Source organism: Pantoea sp. MT58 (assembly GCF_014495885.1).
Lineage (GTDB): Bacteria > Pseudomonadota > Gammaproteobacteria > Enterobacterales > Enterobacteriaceae > Pantoea > Pantoea eucalypti.
Genome location: NZ_CP061084.1, coordinates 154,418 through 175,830 on the forward strand (window position 1 = coordinate 154,418; position 21,413 = coordinate 175,830).

The following is a 21,413-nucleotide window of genomic DNA, read 5'->3' on the forward strand; positions in this document are numbered from 1 at the left end:
TGCATCACCTGCTAAATTTGATGATGTGCGTATACATACCGGGTAAATATTTCCAATATTGAGAGGCTTAGGTAGACTGCAGGACGACGTAGCAAAGGAGCATCACAATGACAACGATTCAGGAAGTAGCAATTAAGGCGGGCGTTTCAAAAGCGACAGTGTCACGTGTGCTCTCCGGTAATGGCTACGTCGGACAGGAAAAACGTGAAAGGGTGTTGAAGGCGATTGCAGAAACCGGGTATCGGCCTAATTTGCTGGCCCGCAATCTGGCGACAAAAACGTCTCAGACAATCGGACTGGTCATCACCAACACGCTTTACAGCGGCAGCTACTTTACTGAGTTAATGGCCCACTCCGCACGCATGATGGAGCAGCAGGGCCGTCAGCTGATTCTGGCGGACGGCAAGCACACCGCCAGGCAGGAAGAGGCGGCCATTCAGTTTCTGCTCGATCTGCGCTGTGACGGCATCATCATCTATCCGCGCTTCCTCAGCATTGACGCGCTGGATGCGATTATCTCCAGCCACAAACAGCCCATTCTGGTTATTAACCGGCGGCTGCGCGTCAACCACAGCTACTGCATTTACAGCGATCAGCACGCCAGCAGTGCCACGGCCGTGGGCTATCTGCTGAACCAGGGACACCGCGATATCGCATTTATTACCGGTTCGCAGGATTCCCCGACCGGCGTTGAGCGCCTTAACGGTTATCGTGCTGCGCTGGCGGCAAAGGGCCTTAACGCTGACGACCGCCATATTGTGGCGGGTAAATGGACGGCGCAGAGCGGTATGGCAGCCGTCGACACGCTCCTTGAGCGCAACGTGTCATTTACTGCGCTGGTGGCGAGTAATGATGAGATGGCGATTGGTGCAATCAAACGCCTGACCGAGTGCAACATTGCAGTGCCCGATCAGGTCTCGGTAATAGGCTTTGATGATATCCCGCTGGCACCCTATATCACGCCGTCATTATCGAGTATGAAGCTACCGGTCACAGAAATGATCGACGAGACGATCAACCGGCTGGTAACCATGCTGGACGGGGGTGACTGGCAGACTCAGGCGCCTTTCACGGCCAGCCTGATGATGCGGGACTCCGTGACTAAAGGCCCCTGGTCGGCTTAACCTGTCGCGATCTGTATCACCTCGATCCCCTGTTCGCTGAGTTGCACGACCGTCGCGGAATCCAGTGTCTCATCAGTAATTACATGCCCGACCTGAAAGCCGGATGAGAGCGGATAGGGGTGAATCTGACCAAATTTAGACGCGTCAGTCAGCGCATAGCTTTCAGCGCCTTTCGCCAGCACTGCATCTACCACATCACAGCGCAGCATATTGCGGCCGGTGAAACCCGTCTCCGGATGCCAGCCATCCACACCAACAAACGCTTTGTGAAAATGGACCTGCTGAATGGAATAACGCGTCAGCGGACCCACAACGGATTCACTGCTTTTCTGCAATAATCCGCCAAGCACAATCACTTCACAGGCAGCCTCCCGCAGAAGCTGGGCAATGTAGTGGCTGACGGTAATCAGCGTAAGGTCCGCACGGTCGGCCAGCGCCCGCGCCAGCAGCGCATTGGTACTGCCCCCTTCGATGAAAACCGACTCACCCGCCTGCACCAGGCTGGCCGCATGTCGTGCCAGCGCCTGCTTGGTAGAATAACGGGTATTCATGCGGGTGCCGACGTTATCGCTATCCAGTGCCAGCGCAGAGCCATGAACCCGGCGAAGCAGCCGATCACGTTCCAGCAGTGTCAGATCCTGGCGCACCGTCACTTCCGAAACTCCGGTATGCTGCGCCAGTTCACTGACAGTTACGCTGCCCCTGTCATTAACTAATTGAATGATCTGATGATGTCGCGGGTTCATAATCGCGCTTCGCCGTTAAATAAAAGAGGCAGTGTAACAGGGATTATCCCGCGCCGGTGCGCGACGCGGGGTTGCGTCAGGCTAAATTCAGAGACCGTCGGCCATTGAGGTTGAGATCTTCCGGCATGAAACGTTGCTCCCATTCTGCTTCATAGTCTTCAGGCGGGAAATCGGCCGGTGAACGTCCCTGCTCCAGCGCCTCTGCAACACGACGGGCATAAGCGCGGTTTTTCTCACACATCGGTGCTGCGGGGATATACATCACGTTGCCCCAGCCTTGTTGGTTCTCAACCGGTGCAACAGCGTGAATCAAATCACAGTGCCACCACACGGAATCACCCGCCTCAAGAGCCGGTATTGAACAGAGCCCGGCAATCAGGTGCGGATGCCACTGTTCATTCACGGGCAATACCCGACCCGGCGCCACACCGCACAACTCATCTTCAGGCACATCCGAAAGCAGCGGACGCAGCAAAACGTAAGCCATCGCCTGCGGCACCGGCACCACATGCAACAGGCCCTGGCCGGGGATCATATCGGAGAGCGCGGTCCAGCCCTGAAAGGTGCGAAACACAGAACATTTGGTGGTGCCTGGCAGATCATATTCGTTAACTTCGGTACGGTGAGCCGCGTCCCAGGGATCGTATGCGGCAAATTCACCGTGGAACAGCTTACTGAAAACCTGCTGATAAGCGGGCAGCAACCAGCGTTCAAGTGCTCCTGAATCGGTGTGGGCACCCAGGCCTTTAGAGGTTGTACCCGGCAAGCGACGACGGATGCGGTCGGGATAGATAACGCTGACATCCGGATCAAACCACTGCTTGCCCTGGGAATTAAACGTCCATAGCCGGTTAAGAAAAGATTGTGCCTCTGCCATTGCCGGGCTCTGCCGCGCCTGCATTTGCGCCTGCGACCAGTAGATGGGATAGATTTCAGGACGGGAGGCAGCCAGGGTGCCAAAAAAGTCATCACCGGGCCCACGATACTGTTCATCAAAATGATTGTGATCCAGATAGTCGAGCATCGACTTATCCCAGGCCAGAGCCTGATTTCGTGCAAAATGCTGCTTAATCACCACACAACCGCGACGTTTAATCAGCAACCGGGTTTCATCTGAAACCTTTCCTTCAGTAATGTCCTGCATTGGCACGACCGGCCAGGCCGTGCCGGTTTGCGCTTCCTCTGTTTTTGCCTGCGCAATGGCAGTGGTGATGTTGTCGCAGACCTGTTTGAACAGAGCATCAACATCGCCGATTTGTTGACGTAACTGCTGTTTCATTTTGCGGATAGCGGTTTTGACGTCGTCAGGTAATGGGGTAGCCAGGGTTTCATCACGGATCATATTCTGCTCCTTTATCGTCATGGTTGAGTTTCGAATGTAATTTAAATAATCTTCATTCGTAATTTGTCGTTGAGCTTAACATTCTTTTAACGACATAAACCGTGCGCGCTAACACAACTGATGAACCGGAACGCTCTGAAATCCGTTAGCAATGTCACTATTTGCATTCTCATTAATCCACACAGCGAGTAAGCTTTATGAATCAAATCAATCAGCCGAAAGGACAGAACGGCGAACGTAAAGGGGCAGGCGAAATGGCGGTTAAGATGATTGCGGTGGATATGGATGGCACCTTTCTGGACGATAATAAGCAGTACAACGTCCAGCGGTTTTCACGTCAGTATGCGCTGCTGAAGCAGAAGGGCATTCGTTTTGTGGTGGCGAGCGGGAATCAGTATTACCAGCTCCAGCGCTATTTTCCCGACATTAAAGATGAAATCGCGTTTGTGGCAGAAAATGGTGCGTGGGTTTCGGACTGCAATGAAGAGATTTTCTGCGGCGAGTTAGCGCAGGAGAAAGTGCATAAGATCCTCGATATCCTGGCGCATGAACCCGACATCGCGGTTGTGGTCTGCGGACGCAATGGTGCGTATGTGCACGCATCCGCTTCAGACGAGATGATGGCGCAACTGGCAAACCATTATCACCGACTCGAAAAGCGTGATGACCTTTATGCCATCGACGACACCATTTTCAAGTTCTCGCTGAAGCTGGAGCACGAAGGCGTTAATGCACTGCTGCAAAGACTGCACGCCACACTTGGCGAGCTGGAAAACATTATGCATCCGGTCTCCAGCGGCTTTGGCTTTATCGATCTCATCATTCCCGGTTGCCATAAAGCACACGGCATTGCGCTACTACAGGAAAAGTGGGGCATCAGTGACTGTGAAGTGCTGGCGATTGGTGACAGCGCCAATGACATTGAGATGCTGCGTCAGGCCTGCTATAGCTTCTCGATGGCAAATGCTGCTGAGGCTGTCGCCGCCGTGGCGCACTATCAGACACAGAGCAACAACGACGAAGGCGCGCTAAATGTGATTGCGCGCGTGCTGGCGCGCGAATTCCCGTTCGATTAATCCGTAACGTGCATCACTGGCGGTCATCTCCGCCACTCTCCTGATGGCTGCGCGCATGATTTTCCATTTCATCCAGCGCAGCCTGATTCTCCAGACCCCATTCATACATCTGCTCAATCGGTTCTGCAAAGGTATGGCCGAGTGGTGTAAGGCTGTACTCCACTTTCGGCGGGACAACCTGCCAGACATGACGCGACACCAGCCCGCGCTGCTCAAGCTCGCGCAGCGTCTGAATCAGCATCTTCTTTGAAATTCCCTGCAGGCTGCGCTCCAGTTCCCCTGTGCGCGCCCGATTTTCCGGCCAGTGATAAAGCGCATGCAGCACCATCGTGCTCCATTTCACGGAAAAGAGCTCAAGCAGGCGACGTGGTGGTGAGTCCGCATAAAAATAAAGTTTTCCTTCAACCCAGACCGGCACAGTCTCTCCTCACATTCATGGTAACCAAAAGGTAACTACTACCAAACAGGTTCCTGTATGTCTATAGTGGGCCGCTTTCTTTACGACCATCAGATGAGAAGAGGCAACAGATGAAAATTAACGCGCTGGTAGCCACCCAGTCAGATCAACCGTTAAAGGCGGGTCAGATTGAGTTACGTGACGTGCAGGCTGACGATGTCAAAATCGAAATCCTTTATTGTGGCGTCTGTCATTCTGACCTTCATATGGCACGGAATGAATGGGGCGTGAGCCGCTATCCACTGGTTCCCGGTCATGAGATTGTAGGACGCGTAGTGGATAAAGGTGACAATGTCACACGCTTTTCTGTCGGAGATACCGTAGGCGTGGGTGTTATGGTCGATTCATGCCGTGAATGCCATTTTTGCCAGCAGCAGGAAGAGCAATATTGCGAGGCGGGCTTCACGCCAACCTATAACGGCACCGACAAATACACCGGCAATACCACCTTTGGTGGGTATGCGCAGCATGTCATTGCCGACAAGCATTTTGTGGTGACGGTACCCGACAATCTGGCGCTGAGCGCTGTGGCACCGCTGTTGTGTGCAGGTGTGACTGTCTGGTCACCGTTGCAGCATTTTAATGTTAAAGCAGGCGACCGCGTAGGTGTTATCGGCCTTGGCGGACTGGGACACATGGCGGTTAAGCTCGCCAGCGCATTGGGTGCAGAAGTCACTCTGTTTACCACTTCTCCGGCGAAAGGGGCGGATGCGCGCCGTCTGGGTGCTAAAAACGTGGTCATCTCGCGAGACGCGGCACAAATGGCAGCGTGTCAGGCCTCCCTGGATATCATTCTGGACTGTGTGGCTGCGGCTCATGATCTCGATCCTTACCTCAATGCGCTGAAAACCAATGGTCAGCTGGTGCTGGTCGGCATCCCCGATCAACCGCATAAGTCACCGAATGTCACCCCAATGGTGTTTCGCCGCCTGAGTATTAGCGGCACCTCAATTGGCAGCATTAAGGAGACGCAGCAGATGCTCGACTTCTGCGGTCAGCACAACATCACGGCTGACGTTGAGATGATCACCGGTGACGACGTTGAAAAAGCCTTTGAACGTATGCTGATTGGTGACGTGAAATACCGTTTCGTTATCGATATGCAGAAAACTCACTGGTAATGACGGCAGGCCCGCTATCAAAGCGGGCTTTCTGGCGGAGATTCTTCAGCGCTAAGTGGGGTATAATAAGGCTGTCATATAGTTACAACATACAAAGGTTGTGTTCGTTTCGCGTTTCATTGAATTCACTGCAAAAACAGGCCTGCCAGTAACAATGGTCTGTTTGTGGAAAAAAAATACCCGGCTCACAGTGGCCGGGTATTCTGACACCGCAGAAGATCCTGGTTAATCCTGTTCTTTATCCGCGTCACCCTTTTCTGATTCATCTTTATCCATCACATGGATGAAAGGCTTAAGCAACTGAATATCCAGAATCACATACACCATGGTGCTGATGAACAGCGAAATCACACTACCGAATACACCGCTGGTGGTGAATGTAAGATAGTTATAAATCACCAGCCAGGTTACACAGATAAACATCGCCAGTGAAATGGAGAGATTCGGCACGGAGTAATTGCTGGTGCCGCCACCCTGGGTGTGTGTCACCTTGAACAGGTTTCCGATGGCGTATTTCTCCAGCACCAGAATCGTCTTTTCCCAATTACGCTGTTTACGCGCACTGGCGCGAGTCAGGAAGAGATAGAGAATTGAGATGAAGAAACCGGAGAAGGCGATAAGTACCGGAATCGCTTCCAGCGCATAGGCAATACTTTTATGGCCCGTGCCCGGGGCGCTGAGATCAAGCGTCAGTGAAGCACCCAGCGCAGCATACAGAAAGAGAAACAGCAGCAGAAATGTCAGGCTACGTTTCCAGTCGCCATCGGCCTCTGCACCTTTTTGCTGAATAGCCAGCTGAAGAGATTGCTGAATTTTTTGAGCCTGCGGCGATTCTGTTTCGAGAGTGTGGCAGGGTGCATCAAAGAAGTTTTGCATAAACAGCTCATCTTCTTTGTGAATGGTGATTTTCATCAGAAACCTGTATTCGGGGAGTTTGCTTTATTCTAATCAGCACCGGTTTAATTAACACTAAATTTGGCGTTGAACCGGATGAACACTCTCCGGCTTACCAGGTAGACAGGCGTAACAGGCTGCTTTCCACTGATTCCGTTGCAAACGATTGTGCGGCATTCATTTTCAAGCCGCATCGGCTGATCGTGCAGCAGGGCTGCAATGGCGTTATCGGGTGCTGCACGCCATATACCTTCTTACAAACCCTCGAAACTTCGAGCATCCTGATTATCCTGCATCACAACACAAACGGTTCTGACGGCGTGATCCCTCTGAAACAGGTCATGAATCAGGCGGGATTATTTCTCATCAGGGTTATCCAGCGCTTTAAACTGCTTAATGGCTTCGTTGATATTGTTAGTTTCTACAGTCGCAATACAGCGGTCACCATTGAAAACATCATAGCGGGCGTTGTGCAACTGAAACAGCAGATCTCTGCCTCTGAAGTGTAAGCGTTTCTGTTTAATGCCAATCCCATGCCGCCGTAATAATGCCTGTGACAGGCGATCGGTCTCTCTTATCATTGGTTCTGCTCTCTGGCGGTACGTGGTCACTACCATTAAACCTGATGAACATTAGTTTAATATTAAGAAAGAAACCTGATTGAGTCAGGCTTACGAATAGGATCAGGCGTATTTGTCCTGCCGGAAGGCTCATGAAACTATCACGTCGACGGATTAATGCCATTCCCTGCATTAACGAACGGCAAATGCGGTACACTTGCCTGAATAACTCGCCACAGGACATGCCGCTATGAACGATAAGAAGATGATTTCCATTGATCAGTTCAACGCTGATGAACGTCTGGCCGTCGAGCAAACCTACAACGGACTGGCAGAGAAGTACCGTCAACGAACCGGTAAAGAGCCTGATAGTAAGAAAGAAAAAGAATTTAATAGTGAAGCACGTCAGATCGTTATGACCAGTAAACTGGAGAAGGAAAAAGCGCTGGCGCTAAAAGCGCAGAAAAAGCCGCTTCGTAAAAAGAAGCCCTCTTCATTGACCGCCAGTGAAGTCAGCGATTTCAACTGGTCTGCCTCAATCGTTAAAGGCCGCAGATAATCTGCATCAGAGATGCCGCGCGTTATTCACGACGCGTGGCAATCTCTCACCGCTGTTTCCAGTCCCGTAAGTTAATTACACCTTTTAATTAACTCGCGTACAAGCAATAAGAATAATCTGCAAATAATTCACAATTTTTCTTCATTTACCGATAAACTTACCTGACCTGTAACTGCTTCAGTGCGCGTATGAATTATTACACCCCCGATGATGTACAACTGAAGCGACGTTCGACGCGATTTGTCCGGCGAATGTTTATGATGCGCCAGCTTGGTACCTTTCTTTGTTTTCTGCCCATTCTTTCTGTCCTGATGGAGATGGGAATGTGCCCGCAGCTCTGCGCCTTATTGTTTACTAATGCGTTTGTCTGGCCTTATGCAGCGTACCGACTGGCGTTGCGATCCCGCGACCCCACTGGATTTGAACGCAAAAGTTTAACGCTGGATGCCGCCTTTGGCGGATTCTGGGTTGCAAACATGGCGCTCAGCCCGTTGCCCTCAATTATTATCATGGCGGTGCTGATCTCCGATCGCTATTCGGCTGGGGGCTGGGTTCAGCTGAAATCCGCAATAAAGGCTTTTCTGTTTACCTTCATGCTGGCCTGGCTGGTGGAAAAGGCGCCCATTCTGCTTAATTTCAGTACCCGTACCGTCTGGCTGACCTTGCCGCTGGCCAGCGGATATCTGCTGGCACTCAGCGTGGTGTCACATAATCTGACCCTGAGTCTGCGCAAAAAGAACCGCGAGCTGGAACGTATTGCACTGATGGATCCCGGGCTGAAAATCCCAAATCGACGTCTGTTTGAGCAGCGTCTGGAAAGTGAGTTTTTGCGCACCCAGCGAGGTGAGGGTAAAGCCTGGCTAATGCTGCTGGACGTTGATCATTTCAAGCAGGTGAATGACACCTTTGGGCATGAGGCTGGTGACTTTCTACTGGCAGAAATCTCGGCACTGCTTCGTAATAGCGTCGGACTGAAAGATATTCCTGCCCGTTTCGGGGGTGATGAGTTATGCGTCATTGTGCGGGATGCAGACGAAGCCAGCATTACGCTGCTGGCAGAGCAGATTAAACAGGGCATTGCGCTGCTGCGGCTGCCAGCGTCTCCCACTTTTCAGTGCTCGGTGAGTATTGGAATTGCACCGGCAAGTGATGCGGAATCAATCCATCAATGGCTGAGATGCGCTGATGAAGCGCTTTATCAGGTTAAGCGCGCCGGTCGCAATAACATACAGGTCTGGCATTCGGGCACGCTGGAAACGCTGGATGAAGTCAGAAGCAGATAGAGAACACTGCCTGAGACAGTGTCTCAGGCAGGGGGATTAAATTGCGGGATAGTCGCCGGTGCCTTCAGGCCACGGCGTCAGCAGATCAAAACCTTCTTCAGTCACTGCGACGGTGTGTTCCCATTGCGCGGAAAGCGAGCGATCTTTCGTGACCACCGTCCATCCATCTGACAGCACGCTGGTGCCTGCTTTACCGGCGTTGATCATCGGTTCAATGGTGAAAATCATGCCAGCTTTCAATGGCATCCCTTCACCGGGTGTGCCGTAGTGCAACACCTGCGGATCGGTGTGGTAAATCTCCCCGACGCCGTGACCGCAATATTCACGCACCACCGAGAAACCTGCGGCTTCCGCAACACGCTGAATTGCTGCACCCACATCACCTAGCGTCGCGCCAGGACGAACTGTTTTAATACCCGCAACCATCGACTGATAGGTGATCTCAACCAGACGTTTGGCCCGGACTGATGGGGTGCCGACAAAGTACATGCGGCTGGTATCGCCGTACCAGCCATCTTTGATGACCGCCACATCGATATTCACAATATCGCCATCCTTAAGCGTCTTACTGGCCGGAATACCGTGGCATACCACATGATTAACCGATGTGCAGGTGGTGCGGGTATAGCCGTGATAGCCAATGTTCGCGGGTGTGACCTTAAGTTCATTCACAATGAAGTCGTGGCAGATATCATCCAGTTCTTCCGTGGTGATACCGGGACGCACATGAGGCGTGATCATCGCCAGTACCTGAGCAGCAGCCTGTCCGGCTGCGCGCGCCATTTCAATTTCCGCTGCGGTATGTATTTTAACGGTGTTCATGACACGTCTCCTTGTGGGATGAGGCTCTCTTTTGGGAGCATACTGCGAATATCAGCGCTGCCTTCCAGTTCAAGCCGGATCAGCATTTGCGCCAGTTGGTGTTGAGTCTGCTGCGGATAGAGTTCAGCCAGCATGCCAAGCTTAAGCCAGTGTTCTGCCTGGGCATTGATCGAGCGGCTCATCGCCTGGCTGGCGATGCGGAGATTCTCATGCATCAGGTCGGAAATTTTTACGATACCCATACAAGCCTTATATGAAGTGTATACGTTTCGTATAGAGTAACGGTAGCGGATGTGATTTGCAAAGAGGGCGTGAATGGCTGTATGAATTTCCGTACAAGTTTTATAGACTTTGTCGGGTTGCCGGTGTGGAGATCGTGGTATTGGCTTTGAAGAGAGTCTATTGGCGGTGGCTACTCAATTGCACTATTCATGCTACAAATCAGGAAAATCGACAGGGAAGCCATGATGAAAAAAATTGTTGTTTTAACATTCGCACTGGTCCTTTCCGGATGCAATACACGGACAAACCCTATCAATCATAAGGGAATTAAGTCTCCAGACGCATCAGAGATTAAATCACAGTGTGAAGCTCAGACACCTCAGCAAACGCAACAACGCGAGGCGATGCTTTGGATATGCCAGGCCTCAACATCAATACAGCATCGCTTCTTCGATGCAGATACTTATCGCGGTAAAACATGTGACGTAAGAATTAAGCTGGCGCAACGCGATCATCCGGTAAATATAAATGTGGTGGGCGGCGATCCGGATCTGTGCGTTGCGGCTACTGAAGCCATTAATCAGGCAGTAGATAACAATACTTTCCCCGTGGGCCGCCCATTCCAGAAGGACAGTATGACAATCCATTTTGCTCCGCAGTAAAGGATGAGAGCTATCCGGAGTGTAACGCACTGGATTCAATGCTGATCTGTTTACGTGTTACGCATCTGAAACCCAGACTACGCTCTCACATGCTGAATCAGGAATAATGTCACTTACCGATATAAATATTATCAAAGCCGGAAGCTGGGCTTCGATCAAGTACGACAGTGAACGTTGTGGTTGTCGGATTAGCAAATTTCAGGTTGAAACGGCAGAGGGCCGTTTTAAGTGGAATGACTACGCGTTGCCATTTTGAGGTGTAGCAGAACATGACGTTCTGAAATGAATAACCCTGTTCCTGTGTAAAGCGCTGAATAGATTCTATCATCTCTGCAGTAATGAGGTGTGATTCAAATGTCACGCTATGATAATTTTTATTTTCAAGATCCTGTAAACACTTTTTAAGTGAAATAATAACGTCGCTAAGATCGGACGTGTCTCCTGGTGTGCCAAAAACTGACAGGCGTAATGAGACATCTTTTTTTCTTTTATCAAAATAGATAAATCGTCCTGAAAAGCTGCGTGTAATTTTCAGGTAATATATCCAGAAGGCAATAAGAAACAGCATAGCTAATTTGATGGAATCTGAGTCTGTCATCATGCCTCCGCAGCGAATAATATACAGGACAGGTTTCGCCAGAGTGCAGAGAATATCACAAGGGTATGTCGGATGAGCCTGATCTTTTAAGGACGACTACAACGTTATACCCTCTCAGCTTGCAGCCCATCCGATGAATCAGACGCGAACGTCGCCTTGTGTTCAACACTCAGTTTACGACTGACCAGCCAGACCGCTGCACGGGAAAGCCTTTGCGAGGGGGGTGAAACCCAAAGCAACCTGAAAGCCTGGCGGTCGTGGCCCAGGTCCGCCTCGGACGGATGCGTCATTCTGTTGAACGATTACGCTATGCGGCCAGAGACCGACTGCTAAAAGCGGTAAGCAGATGTCGAACTGCGATGCAGTTACACGTTGCCAGCAGCAGGCAACAGATTCTCACGCCGATAGGAGCACCATTGTGACCAGCAATGCTCAGGATTGATATCAAAATAGCCCCGGCATTCGGCCATCGTGAAAGCAACATCACGCGGCACTTCAATAAACGTGGCGTTATCCCGGACGTGGCGGACTTCATCCTCTGTCAGTGGGCTTCCTTTCTCATTCTCTTTTTTCATCAGTAAGGGAATGAGGGCAGGTATATAAACGATGCTCATTTTTCATTTCCCGCAGTAGTGAAAACAGACGCCGTCGGGACGTCACGTCTTTGTGGGCTCTTCATCATGCTATAGGTCACGTTCCGGACGTCTCTGCTTCCTGAAATATATCGGTTCATCGTTGTTCCAGTGCTGCCAGACTACTTAAAGTGCATTGCTCTGGGAAACAGGCAGGAGCGTTAAGCCCGGCTGGCTTGCCAGAGAGCGTGATGAACATGCAGGAGCAATATCTTCTATTACTCCTCCCTTTATGTTTTTATTATCTCATTATGTTTTCGACAAAAATCACGATATCTTCAGCCCGATTAGTCATATTTTTTAGATTGAGTTAAGTCATTAATCGCCGGCGATCTTAAAACAAGTCCGGATGGTAAAAAGAGGATTAATAGTGAACAGTAGCGGCGTCTGTTAATTTGACTTACCGGGACGTAAGCACGATGAAATAACGGCTATCACGTTATCACAACGTTGTTCAGGTGACGTATTGACTGGGTGACCGGCACCTTTTACTGTGTTTATTATCAGTTGTGCCCGTTTCTTTACCGAACACAGGAGGTTCTTTTGCAGCCAGACGTCATGCGGTTAGCCCTTCGTCCAGTCAGCGAAGCAGATGCAGGCGACCTTTTCAGGATTTATGGTGACCCTGCGACGAACGTGTTTAATCCAGCCGGTCCTTACCCGAATATTGAACATGCACGGGATGTCTTGTCTCGCTCAATAAGCCACTGGGAAACACAGGGTTTCGGCAATTGGGCTATTTCGCTTCGGGATGATCCTGACAGAATCATAGGCTTCGGAGGGCTGAGCATCCGAAACTTCGCCGATATCACGATCAATAATCTGGGGTATCGATTCTCGACGGAATCCTGGGGAAAAGGGCTGGCGACAGAGTTTGCCCGATATGCAGTCAGATATGGGTTTAGTGAGTTAAAACTCACGGAAATCTCTGCAGTGGTGAGAGCAAACCATCTGGCGTCACAAAAGGTTTTGATTAACGCCGGACTTCGGCATATTCGCGATGTCTATGATGTGCCAGATGCGGCGGCAAGCATGCTTTTTACGCTGAGCCGGGATGACTGGCATCAAACATTTTTGATTGATAGAAGGAGGGGACAATAAGGTGATGAGTGCTGTCTGATTCGTAATCCTGACAGCAATCTATTTTGCTTCATTGCCGTGACGACCCGTTAGTTTGACACCGAAAACGCAGAAGCCTAACAGGTCCTTTGCTTCATCTTCAACACGCGTAACCATGACAAGATCGGATGAACCGTCGGGCAGTACGACTTCATATGGCGGGTAGGGTAGCCCTTTTATTCGGAATTCCTGCAGCCAGAGCAACTTGTCCGCCTGAGAGGGTATCACCTCATAAATGTATTTGTGAATAACATCCTGTGGGGCCCAGCCAAGCCTTTCAGCAAAGGTGTCGCTTGCATCAACAATCATCAACTCCGGGTTAAGAAAGCAGATGGAGGTACCAGGAACTGCGTACATTGATGATATCTGATGCGCCCGCTGGTCAAGAGAAAGACGCACAACCCGGCGAAGAAAACCTTTTTCGGGCGCCCTGGCGAGCATCAGGTGGCTTTCTGCCGCGGTCACCGGCTTGCCGAACAGATAGCCCTGCGCATACAGGCATCCAATTCCACGTAACATTTCAGCCTGTTCATCCGTTTCAACCCCTTCGGCGATCACATCCATATCAAGGCTTTGGCCTAGCCCAACTACGCTGGAGATAATTTTTCGGCTATCCTTTTTTTCCAGCATGGAGCGAATAAAGCTGCTATCAATTTTAAGAGTATTGACGGGTAATTGAATTAACCAGGAAAGACTGGAATAGCCTGTCCCAAAGTCATCCATCGCAATCGTACAGCCCATATCAGACAAGGCCTCAACCTCTGCACGGGCTGTTATGATGTCATCTAACAGGGCAGTTTCGGTTATCTCAATCTTTAATCTTGTCAGATCAAACTGAAATCGATTAGCAGTTTGACTGATCATTTCAGGCAGGTCTCTGCCATTGAGCTGAGAGGGTGACACATTCATCGACAGAAATTGCTGTTCCGGCCATGCAGCTGCCGTTTTGAAACCTTGCGCTATCAGGCTGAGCATCAGCTCGTCCAGCAGACCGTTTTGTTCCATAGCAGGAATGAAGTCTGCTGGTGGCGTAACGGTTCCTTGCGGGGAAATGTGGCGTGCGAGCATTTCAAAACCCATCACGCGCAGGTCTTCCAGTGAGACGATAGGCTGAAAAAACGGGTGAAACTCACCGCTGTTAATACGCCGTAGCAAAACTTCACGCGGCTCGTCATTTTTCACAACAGGTTTCATTTTATTCCTGTAAATCCATAATTTTCAGCCGGTTAAAAAACTATATACATTCTAAACAATGAAAATTGAACAAAAATGAGAGCATCCCATTTCAACTTTTAAATTATCAGCCTGATCACATCAAACAATGTATGTTTAATAAGAGTTGTATGTTCAATCCTGCTTAACATTATTAACGGGTTGATATTCTGATGTTATCATTTTCAAATTATAACTGACGACGTAAGTTCACGTTCCAGATGCCTGTCATTATCGGCTAGGCCTCACTTTTCATTACCTTCTGATTGTAAGATGTTGACACAATCCCTCCTTTACATCCTGTAATGACTTCGCTTCCATTGACGGAATCTCGTCTCCACATGCAATAAGCTCTGGACACAACATTGAACCCTCGCGGATTCGAAAAGCGAGTGTTCTGAAATGTTCCTGAGAGGGTATGCGGGAAGCCCCGCGATGAGGGTAAACGGATCTGCTTGCCTGCAGAAATAACTCACATATCATGTAATTAAATATCCGCTATGGCACAAAGTCTGGAAGCCGTTAGTATGACATAACGTTATTTGATTAAAGTTAATGCTCTTCGAAAATACTCCACAAAGAGGATGATTGATGGCCATTCATATAGTGATTCCAGACGATTATCAGCTCGCTACTCAGCAGTGTGACTTTCTTCAGCACAACGACAAATACCTCTGCTCGGCTCTGGGAGACCTCACTAAAGATTCAATGGCTGATCACCATCTCTCTGCAGCAGAGGCATTGATACTCATCAGGGAAAGAACAGTGGTTGATGCAGCCTTTCTGCGACGCACACCGCGTCTTAAATTAATCAGCCAGACGGGTAAGCTGGCGAGGAATGTCGATGTTGAGGCCTGTACAATGGCGGGTGTGGCAATTGTAGAAGGGACCGGTTCCCCGGTCGCGCCTGCAGAATTAACCTGGCTGCTGATCATGGCATCACGCAGAAAATTAGTCTCTTCGGTGAATGCAATGGCCGAAGGACGATGGCAAACAGAAATAGGCTCTGCAGTCAATAATCAGCTCATCGGCATTCTTGGCTATGGGAAAATAGGAAAACGTCTCGCTTCCTTTGCAGCCGTTTTTGGGATGAGAGTGCAGGTATGGGGAAGTCTTCGCGCACAGGAAGAAGCCCGTACTGACGGATGGATAGTGCCGGAGAGTCGGGCGCAGTTTTTCGCCACCAGCGATGTGGTAACCGTACATCAAAGGTTGGTCGCGTCGACGGAAGGTAATATCACGGCGGCCGATCTTGCACTGATGAAAACGGATGCGTTATTTGTGAATACCAGCCGCGCTGAACTCGTTTCGAAAGGCGCATTGTTAAACGCCCTGAAACAGGGGCGCCCCGGATTTGCGGCACTGGATGTTTACGACGATGAACCGTTGTACGACGCGCAACATCCTTACCTGCAGATGCCAAATGTGCTGTGCACGCCACATCTGGGCTATGTCGAGAAGGCCAGCTATGCGCTCTACTTCAAAACGGCCTTTGATAATGTCGTACGTTACTTTAGTGGTGATAGATCACATGTGATTAATGCTGGGGTATCAGAACGATAAATTTACCCGTGATCTGGCGATAAAGGCTTTTTCTGACCGTGCATTTCTGATGCCGGACGATTCAGTTGCAGGCTGTGTGCTTACCGTCAGGCCTCTTCAACAGTCATCGGCAAAAATTAGTCATTGCATCCCGCCTGCTTGTATTTTAGTATTTACTTAATTTAGAGAATCCTAAAATAGTAAACATGAAAAACAGTCAGCTTGTTCGGTTGCAGGAAAGCGCTTCGCTGGCGACAACGTTGCTGAAGTCGATGAGTAACAGCAATCGCCTTTTAATCCTCTGCATCCTTATTGAAAAACCCGGCACCTCGTCAGGGGAGTTGGCCCAGCAAAGTGGGCTGACACCTTCTGCCACCTCACAGCATCTGGCGAAAATGAAAGAAGATGGTCTGATTGAGTCTTCAAAGGTGGCTCAGCGGGTGAACTATTTCATAAAAGACGATGCGGTTAAAAAAGTTGTCTCCACACTAAAAGATATCTATTGCCCGGAGGATTTAAAATGAAGTCTGAATCGATATCGCCGTTGCAAGCCAGTGAGATGATTGCGCAAGGAGCCGTGCTGATTGATATCCGTGAACGTGCAGATTATCTCAGAGAACACATTCCGGAGGCGGTCTCACTGCCACTTTCCGACATCACCGCGGGTAAATGCGTCGATAACGCAGGCTCCCGTCCTGTGATTTTTCACTGTCAGGCAGGGATGAGAACCACCAGTAACGCTGATGCACTTATAAAAGCGGCAACCTCTGAAAACGTCTTCCTGATGTCCGGAGGCATTAATGCGTGGAAAAGTGCCACGTTCCCGACAGTCGAAGATAAAAAACAACCGTTGCCTGTCATAAGACAGGTTCATATTACGGCGGGTTCACTGGTTCTGTTGGGTGTTGTATCTGGATATACCCTCGATAGCCGATTATTTTTGCTCTCAGGAGTGATAGGTGCCGGTTTAATTTTCTCTGGCGTGACGGGTTTTTGCGGGATGGCAACGTTGTTGCAAAAAATGCCCTGGAACAGAACGGCGAAATAGATTCCAGGACGCATCTTAATTCTCAGCTTTCATCAATTGTAGGCAGATGCGCACTGTTTTCATCGTATAAACTACAGCGATATTTTATGTCATTAAGACCACTCTTTATGTATCGATTCCAGCATAGAGACTGTGTCTATAGTGATGTCAGCACGCATGACCGGACTGGTCAGCCTGTTACTGTCCAGGCACGCATGTATATGCTGAACTTCATAAACAAGCTCAAAATCGCAGGGAAAATGCAGCTCTTCTGTTTCGCCGATGGAATAATGCACGGTCGCCCGTCTGGCTTTCCAGTAGTCGGGTATTTCAATGTAGCCTTTTTCACCATAGATAAATGCTTTGTTAATAGCATTAACCTGCTGGGAGATTTTACTGACGATGAGAATGCCAGCCTGCGTGGTCAGATTAATAACACACTGTGCATCGGTGCCTGACAATGAACGAATTGCTGTACTCGCGCGATATTCCGGCATTTCATCAAACAGAAAAGGTCGCCGGTGAAGTCAGGACGCTGGCGCAGCGCAGCGCGACGGCTGCCCGGGATATTAAACATCTGATTGAAGAGGCTGTGGCGCAGGTCGAAAGTGGTGTTGTCGTTGCAACCGGAACCGGCAAGAGTATTCTGGATATCAACGCTATGGTCGGAAAACTGGCTGTGGCAATGGATAACATCTCGCTCGCCTCGGCTGAACAGATGCAGGGTATTTCTCAGGTCAGCATTGCGGTAAACCAGATGGATGGTGTGACGCAGAATAATGCGGCTCTGGTGGAAGAATCCTCTTCTGCATCGCAGTCTCTCTCAGTTCAGGCGCACTCTTTACGTGAAGCCGTTAACGCCTTCCGTATCTGAGCAGACAGCTAACTACTCAGGTCCGAATGGACTTATGACAAACAGTGAGTGACATCTGTTCAGGCCCCGGTAGCGGGGCCTGAACAGGCAGCTCAAAAAAAATAAAATTTTTTGCATCCGTTTCCCTCCCTCATTCGTATTAACAGATAAGGGCACTTCAGCCCTGTCCGCAAACTGAATGAGGGAAGTGAAAATGAAGCCATTCCTGCCAACTCTGCTTTTATCTGCATTAGTCTTCAGCGGCGCCACTTTCGCGGCGAGTATGGACAGCGACACGGTGATGGTCGGTGGAGCGGCCATGTACCCGTCAAAAAATATTGTTGAGAACGCAATTAACTCCAAAGATCACACCACGCTGGTGGCCGCCGTCAAAGCCGCCGGGCTGGTTCCGACGCTTGAAGGCAAGGGGCCTTTTACCGTATTTGCACCGACTAATGCGGCGTTTGAAAAATTGCCGAAGGGTACCGTCGACTCCCTGCTGAAGCCCGAAAATAAACAAAAACTGACCAGCGTGCTGACCTATCACGTGGTCGCAGGAAAAATGGACATGAAAGCGCTGGAGAAAAAAATCAAAGCCGGTGGCGGTAAAGCCGAGCTGAAAACAGTCAATGGCGAATCACTCTGGGTGATGTCCAACGGCCCACATAACATTCAGCTTAAAGATGCTCAGGGCAATATTGCTAATATCACCACCTATGATGTGAACCAGAGTAACGGTGTCATCGACGTTATCGATACTGTACTGATGCCATAAAGCGTTACCTATACTGTGTGTGGCCACTGATTGCGTGGCCACACCTTTTACAGGGAAGCCGATGACAAAAAATGTGCCCCACATTCAGGCCGACTTAATGAACCAGATAGCCGGCGGTGATAAAGCTGCTCTTGAGCAGCTTTACCGCGTCCTGTCGCCCCGACTTTATGGGATCATCCTGCGGATGGTCAGGCGCCGGGACTGGGCAGAAGAGATCCTGCACGACACGTTTATCCATATCTGGCAGTCGGCAAACTATTACGATGATGCGCGCAGTGAGCCGCACATCTGGCTCAGCCACATAGCCAGAAATCGGGCGATTGATTTCCTGCGAAAACATGAGAACGGATGCTGTTCACTGGAAGAAATCAGTGAAGCGGAAGCGGGTTTTCAGGCGTTACTTCCCGCGGATGACAGTCCTGCAGAGGCGCGTCGTCTTCAACATTGTATGGCGCACTTACCTTCAGAACAGCGACAAAGTATTTCGCTCGCTTATTATCGTGGCCTGTCGCAGAGTGAGATTGCGCTCTCCATGAGTCAGCCTGAGGGTACGGTTAAAAGCTGGATCCGTCGCGCGTTAATCCATCTTCGGGAGTGCATAGGCCTATGACTGCTCAGGAACACAATGATCTCACTGCGGCGGAATATGTGCTGGGTCTTACCGACGATGTGACACGCCATCGGCTTGATAAACGTCTCAATGACGATTCACTCTTTGCTGCAGAAGTGCTGCGCTGGCAGAAAGCCTTTAGCGGCATCGATTTGCTCACCCACGACGTTATTCCTCCCGCTACGGTCTGGCCGCTGATCAGGCAGGACCTTAACCGGAACGCTGGCGCCTCTGGCACGAAATCAGTCCGCAGGCAACCTGGCTTCTGGCTCGGCTGGAGTCTGGCGGCGGCAATGGCGGGCCTCCTCATTTACACCCAGGTGATTAAGCCGGATACCCCGCATTCCCTGCAGCCCATTGCGGTACTCAGTGGCGCGCAGCCCAACGCACAGTTTGTAGTGAGTCTGGATAAGTCAGCGTCACGCATTCAGGTCTCGGCGCTAAACATCACGCTGCCAGAGAATAAAGCCCTGCAACTCTGGCTGATCAGGGGCAGTGCTGCGCCACAATCGTTGGGACTGATCAATCACACCGACAGTAACGCTTTCCGATTAGCACCAGGCGAGTTAAACAATCAGACAGTGCTGGCGGTGAGTCTGGAGCCTGTTGGGGGTTCTAAACTCAGCGGGCCGTCCGGGCCGGTGATTTTCCAGGGCAAAGTGACGTTGCTCTGATAGTTAATGGTGCAGGTTCAGCCGGAATTCAGGAGATAGGGTGAGTGGGTGGCAATCCGAATGGCAAACCGCCATTTCTTTACATTCACAACATCAGGGGGAGGACAAAAGAATGGAAATCAGAGCGGCCATTGAGTCTGATGCGACAGGCATCAGTGAGCTGATACACAGTGTGTCGATAAAGTGTAACTTTTCAGAGGTAGAGCCCTGTCCGCACTGGTTTATCGAGAGCATAAAACCCGATGTGCTTAAACCGTTGATCGTTGCAGATGACTATCTCTGGCTGATTGCCGTGGAAAGAGGTGAGGTAACAGGCGTACTCACCCTTTTCGAAGGCAATCTAGTGAAATACTTTTTTGTGCATCCAAAGTTTCACCGTCAAGGGGTGGCAAGGGCACTCTGGCAGCAGGTAGCGCCCATGCTGCGATCAGAAATCAGTGTACGGTCCTCACTCTTCGCCGTTCCCTTCTATGAAAAACTGGGATTTAAGAGAGTGGGAGAGGTTAAGTTTTTCAACGGCGTATCATTCCAGACAATGATGGCTCGGTTCTGATTTAAAAGAGATTTCTTCATTTCTGCAGTAAATATGGCCCTGCCACGCGTTTAGTAAACCCGCTTTGGGAGCGAGTGGACCCGGGCAGGCCACTCTTCTTGACTTATCACTGCGTACATTCTCTGTATTCAACTCGCTGACTTATTGCACCTTCCCCGTCCGGCGATGCCAGGGCGGCGGATGTTTTGCAGCGTTTTTACGTTTCATCTGCCTCTTTTTACGCCTTTTTTACAGGCCGATCGGTTTAATTAACGGCACCGGGCGCTGATGCGCCTATGTTCAAGGAAGCCGTGGATGAAATGCATTAACAAACCCTGGTCCATACCGGGGTGCAGCGATGCTGCTGTCGCTGAACTTGCTGAGCAACAGCGCCTTCGCCTTGTTTCGCCCCGCAAATGGTTCAGAGATGCCATCGAGGCCAGTACCGATCCGGCACTGCTGAACTATCGCCTGATCTCTCAGTGGCTGGGTGAATCGATACCGGACACCCGCTCTCTGACTCTGGCGCTGAACAATAGCCTCTGTTTTGGACTTTACCGCAATGGCCGACAAATCGGTTTTGCCCGCGTCGTGACCGATATGGCGGAGACCTGGGTAATCCGGAACCTGTTCATCTCGCCGGAATATCGTTTTATCGGGCTCGGCTCATGGCTGCTGCACTGCTGTCTGTCTCATCCTGGCGCCAGGGGCTGCCGGAGCATCATTGCAATGGGTGAGCCTGTACCGGATTTCTTCGAGCGTAACGGATTTATCTCTTTTCCCTCGCTGCCCGGTGTCTACGTGACGACGCTGCACGAAGGGGGATACGACCCGATTTGCGCCAAAAGCGCCAGCGGGCACTAAGCCCGGGCGCACGCAAATGAGCGGTTTTCTCCAGTTTATTATCCGACCTCCGATTAATAGCGGCTCACTGCCAGGCAATGTTGCTTTCTCGCAGCGGGTTCTTAAGG

At 50.4% G+C, this 21,413-nt stretch carries 26 protein-coding genes and 1 pseudogene; 16 read left to right on the forward strand and 11 right to left on the reverse strand.

Features of this window, described 5'->3' with window-relative positions; all coding sequences use genetic code 11:
* The first annotated feature begins 107 nt into the window (after positions 1-107).
* Positions 108-1,124, forward strand: coding sequence for a LacI family DNA-binding transcriptional regulator (locus IAI47_RS19620; protein ID WP_003854958.1), 1,017 nt, complete (start codon positions 108-110; stop codon positions 1,122-1,124).
* Here the strand turns inward: IAI47_RS19620 and IAI47_RS19625 are convergent.
* Complete coding sequence (locus IAI47_RS19625) at positions 1,121-1,870, reverse strand: DNA-binding transcriptional regulator YciT (RefSeq protein ID WP_008924592.1); 750 nt, start codon at positions 1,868-1,870, stop codon at positions 1,121-1,123. The two genes, IAI47_RS19620 and IAI47_RS19625, sit on opposite strands and share 4 nt — an antisense overlap.
* Positions 1,871-1,946: 76 nt before the next feature.
* Positions 1,947-3,212, reverse strand: a complete 1,266-nt coding sequence (locus IAI47_RS19630; RefSeq protein WP_008924593.1) for a DUF1479 domain-containing protein — start codon at positions 3,210-3,212, stop codon at positions 1,947-1,949.
* Between the two features lie 254 nt (positions 3,213-3,466).
* Between IAI47_RS19630 and IAI47_RS19635 the strand changes: the two genes are divergently transcribed.
* A complete protein-coding gene (locus IAI47_RS19635) occupies positions 3,467-4,288 on the forward strand; it encodes a Cof-type HAD-IIB family hydrolase (protein WP_140034045.1) in 822 nt (273 codons plus the stop codon).
* A gap of 13 nt (positions 4,289-4,301) precedes the next feature.
* Here IAI47_RS19635 and IAI47_RS19640 read toward each other — a convergent pair whose 3' ends face one another.
* Positions 4,302-4,706, reverse strand: coding sequence for a helix-turn-helix domain-containing protein (locus IAI47_RS19640; protein WP_003854965.1), 405 nt, complete (start codon positions 4,704-4,706; stop codon positions 4,302-4,304).
* A 110-nt stretch (positions 4,707-4,816) separates the two neighbouring features.
* On the opposite strand from IAI47_RS19640, the gene IAI47_RS19645 reads away from it, so the two are divergent.
* A complete protein-coding gene (locus tag IAI47_RS19645) occupies positions 4,817-5,866 on the forward strand; it encodes an NAD(P)-dependent alcohol dehydrogenase (RefSeq protein ID WP_008924595.1) in 1,050 nt (349 codons plus the stop codon).
* Between the two features lie 225 nt (positions 5,867-6,091).
* Here IAI47_RS19645 and IAI47_RS19650 read toward each other — a convergent pair whose 3' ends face one another.
* Together IAI47_RS19650 and IAI47_RS19655 are read right to left on the reverse strand one after the other, a co-directional pair.
* A complete protein-coding gene (locus IAI47_RS19650; RefSeq protein ID WP_008924596.1) occupies positions 6,092-6,778 on the reverse strand; it encodes a hypothetical protein in 687 nt (228 codons plus the stop codon).
* A gap of 338 nt (positions 6,779-7,116) precedes the next feature.
* Complete coding sequence (locus tag IAI47_RS19655; RefSeq protein ID WP_003854969.1) at positions 7,117-7,341, reverse strand: hypothetical protein; 225 nt, start codon at positions 7,339-7,341, stop codon at positions 7,117-7,119.
* 229 nt (positions 7,342-7,570) lie between these two features.
* On the opposite strand from IAI47_RS19655, the gene IAI47_RS19660 reads away from it, so the two are divergent.
* Together IAI47_RS19660 and IAI47_RS19665 are read left to right on the forward strand one after the other, a co-directional pair.
* The gene (locus tag IAI47_RS19660; protein WP_003854970.1) at positions 7,571-7,879 is read left to right on the forward strand and encodes a hypothetical protein; all 309 of its coding nucleotides are present in this window, start codon (positions 7,571-7,573) and stop codon (positions 7,877-7,879) included.
* A gap of 188 nt (positions 7,880-8,067) precedes the next feature.
* Positions 8,068-9,162, forward strand: a complete 1,095-nt coding sequence (locus tag IAI47_RS19665) for a diguanylate cyclase (RefSeq protein WP_008924597.1) — start codon at positions 8,068-8,070, stop codon at positions 9,160-9,162.
* Between the two features lie 36 nt (positions 9,163-9,198).
* Here IAI47_RS19665 and map read toward each other — a convergent pair whose 3' ends face one another.
* Both map and IAI47_RS19675 read right to left on the reverse strand, forming a co-directional pair.
* Positions 9,199-9,984, reverse strand: coding sequence for a type I methionyl aminopeptidase (map, locus tag IAI47_RS19670; protein ID WP_003854972.1), 786 nt, complete (start codon positions 9,982-9,984; stop codon positions 9,199-9,201).
* Positions 9,981-10,226 (reverse strand): ParD-like family protein, encoded by a 246-nt coding sequence (locus IAI47_RS19675; RefSeq protein ID WP_003854973.1) that lies wholly within the window; start codon positions 10,224-10,226, stop codon positions 9,981-9,983. The genes map and IAI47_RS19675 overlap by 4 nt, the downstream gene beginning before the upstream one ends.
* 222 nt (positions 10,227-10,448) lie before the next feature.
* Between IAI47_RS19675 and IAI47_RS19680 the strand changes: the two genes are divergently transcribed.
* Complete coding sequence (locus tag IAI47_RS19680; protein WP_223296428.1) at positions 10,449-10,868, forward strand: cell envelope integrity TolA C-terminal domain-containing protein; 420 nt, start codon at positions 10,449-10,451, stop codon at positions 10,866-10,868.
* Between the two features lie 109 nt (positions 10,869-10,977).
* Here IAI47_RS19680 and IAI47_RS19685 read toward each other — a convergent pair whose 3' ends face one another.
* Both IAI47_RS19685 and IAI47_RS19690 read right to left on the reverse strand, forming a co-directional pair.
* Entirely contained in the window at positions 10,978-11,469 is a 492-nt protein-coding gene (locus tag IAI47_RS19685) for a hypothetical protein (RefSeq protein WP_223296429.1), read from the reverse strand.
* Between the two features lie 362 nt (positions 11,470-11,831).
* Positions 11,832-12,080, reverse strand: a complete 249-nt coding sequence (locus IAI47_RS19690) for a hypothetical protein (RefSeq protein ID WP_003854978.1) — start codon at positions 12,078-12,080, stop codon at positions 11,832-11,834.
* Positions 12,081-12,656: 576 nt separating this feature from the next.
* Between IAI47_RS19690 and IAI47_RS19695 the strand changes: the two genes are divergently transcribed.
* On the forward strand, positions 12,657-13,199 hold the full coding sequence (locus IAI47_RS19695; RefSeq protein WP_033742902.1) for a GNAT family N-acetyltransferase: 543 nt from the start codon (positions 12,657-12,659) through the stop codon (positions 13,197-13,199).
* A 39-nt stretch (positions 13,200-13,238) separates the two neighbouring features.
* Here the strand turns inward: IAI47_RS19695 and IAI47_RS19700 are convergent, their stop codons facing one another.
* Positions 13,239-14,411, reverse strand: a complete 1,173-nt coding sequence (locus IAI47_RS19700) for an EAL domain-containing protein (RefSeq protein ID WP_008924601.1) — start codon at positions 14,409-14,411, stop codon at positions 13,239-13,241.
* 609 nt (positions 14,412-15,020) lie between these two features.
* On the opposite strand from IAI47_RS19700, the gene IAI47_RS19705 reads away from it, so the two are divergent.
* The 3 genes from IAI47_RS19705 (at position 15,021) to IAI47_RS19715 (ending at position 17,019) form a co-directional block, all read left to right on the forward strand.
* The gene (locus IAI47_RS19705) at positions 15,021-15,992 is read left to right on the forward strand and encodes a D-2-hydroxyacid dehydrogenase family protein (RefSeq protein WP_008924602.1); all 972 of its coding nucleotides are present in this window, start codon (positions 15,021-15,023) and stop codon (positions 15,990-15,992) included.
* A gap of 185 nt (positions 15,993-16,177) precedes the next feature.
* The gene (locus tag IAI47_RS19710; RefSeq protein WP_003854984.1) at positions 16,178-16,495 is read left to right on the forward strand and encodes a helix-turn-helix transcriptional regulator; all 318 of its coding nucleotides are present in this window, start codon (positions 16,178-16,180) and stop codon (positions 16,493-16,495) included.
* Positions 16,492-17,019 (forward strand): rhodanese family protein, encoded by a 528-nt coding sequence (locus IAI47_RS19715; RefSeq protein WP_008924603.1) that lies wholly within the window; start codon positions 16,492-16,494, stop codon positions 17,017-17,019. The genes IAI47_RS19710 and IAI47_RS19715 overlap by 4 nt, the downstream gene beginning before the upstream one ends.
* A 92-nt stretch (positions 17,020-17,111) precedes the next feature.
* On the opposite strand, the gene IAI47_RS19720 is transcribed toward IAI47_RS19715, so the two are convergent.
* The gene (locus tag IAI47_RS19720; protein WP_033742849.1) at positions 17,112-17,459 is read right to left on the reverse strand and encodes a hypothetical protein; all 348 of its coding nucleotides are present in this window, start codon (positions 17,457-17,459) and stop codon (positions 17,112-17,114) included.
* 53 nt (positions 17,460-17,512) lie between these two features.
* Here IAI47_RS19720 and IAI47_RS19725 point away from each other — a divergent pair.
* The 6 genes and pseudogenes from IAI47_RS19725 to IAI47_RS19750 all read left to right on the forward strand — a co-directional run.
* A pseudogene (locus IAI47_RS19725) lies at positions 17,513-17,872 on the forward strand (methyl-accepting chemotaxis protein); the annotation flags it as partial.
* Positions 17,873-18,065: 193 nt separating this feature from the next.
* Complete coding sequence (locus tag IAI47_RS19730) at positions 18,066-18,626, forward strand: fasciclin domain-containing protein (RefSeq protein WP_003854991.1); 561 nt, start codon at positions 18,066-18,068, stop codon at positions 18,624-18,626.
* A gap of 61 nt (positions 18,627-18,687) precedes the next feature.
* Positions 18,688-19,236: a sigma-70 family RNA polymerase sigma factor gene (locus IAI47_RS19735; RefSeq protein WP_008924606.1), complete on the forward strand. Its 549-nt coding sequence runs from the start codon at positions 18,688-18,690 to the stop codon at positions 19,234-19,236.
* Positions 19,233-19,910, forward strand: a complete 678-nt coding sequence (locus IAI47_RS19740) for an anti-sigma factor domain-containing protein (RefSeq protein ID WP_008924607.1) — start codon at positions 19,233-19,235, stop codon at positions 19,908-19,910. Before IAI47_RS19735 ends, IAI47_RS19740 begins: the two co-directional genes overlap by 4 nt.
* Positions 19,911-20,022: 112 nt before the next feature.
* Complete coding sequence (locus tag IAI47_RS19745) at positions 20,023-20,463, forward strand: GNAT family N-acetyltransferase (RefSeq protein WP_039661830.1); 441 nt, start codon at positions 20,023-20,025, stop codon at positions 20,461-20,463.
* Positions 20,464-20,757: 294 nt separating this feature from the next.
* Complete coding sequence (locus IAI47_RS19750; RefSeq protein ID WP_008924609.1) at positions 20,758-21,306, forward strand: GNAT family N-acetyltransferase; 549 nt, start codon at positions 20,758-20,760, stop codon at positions 21,304-21,306.
* The last annotated feature ends 107 nt before the right edge of the window (positions 21,307-21,413 follow it).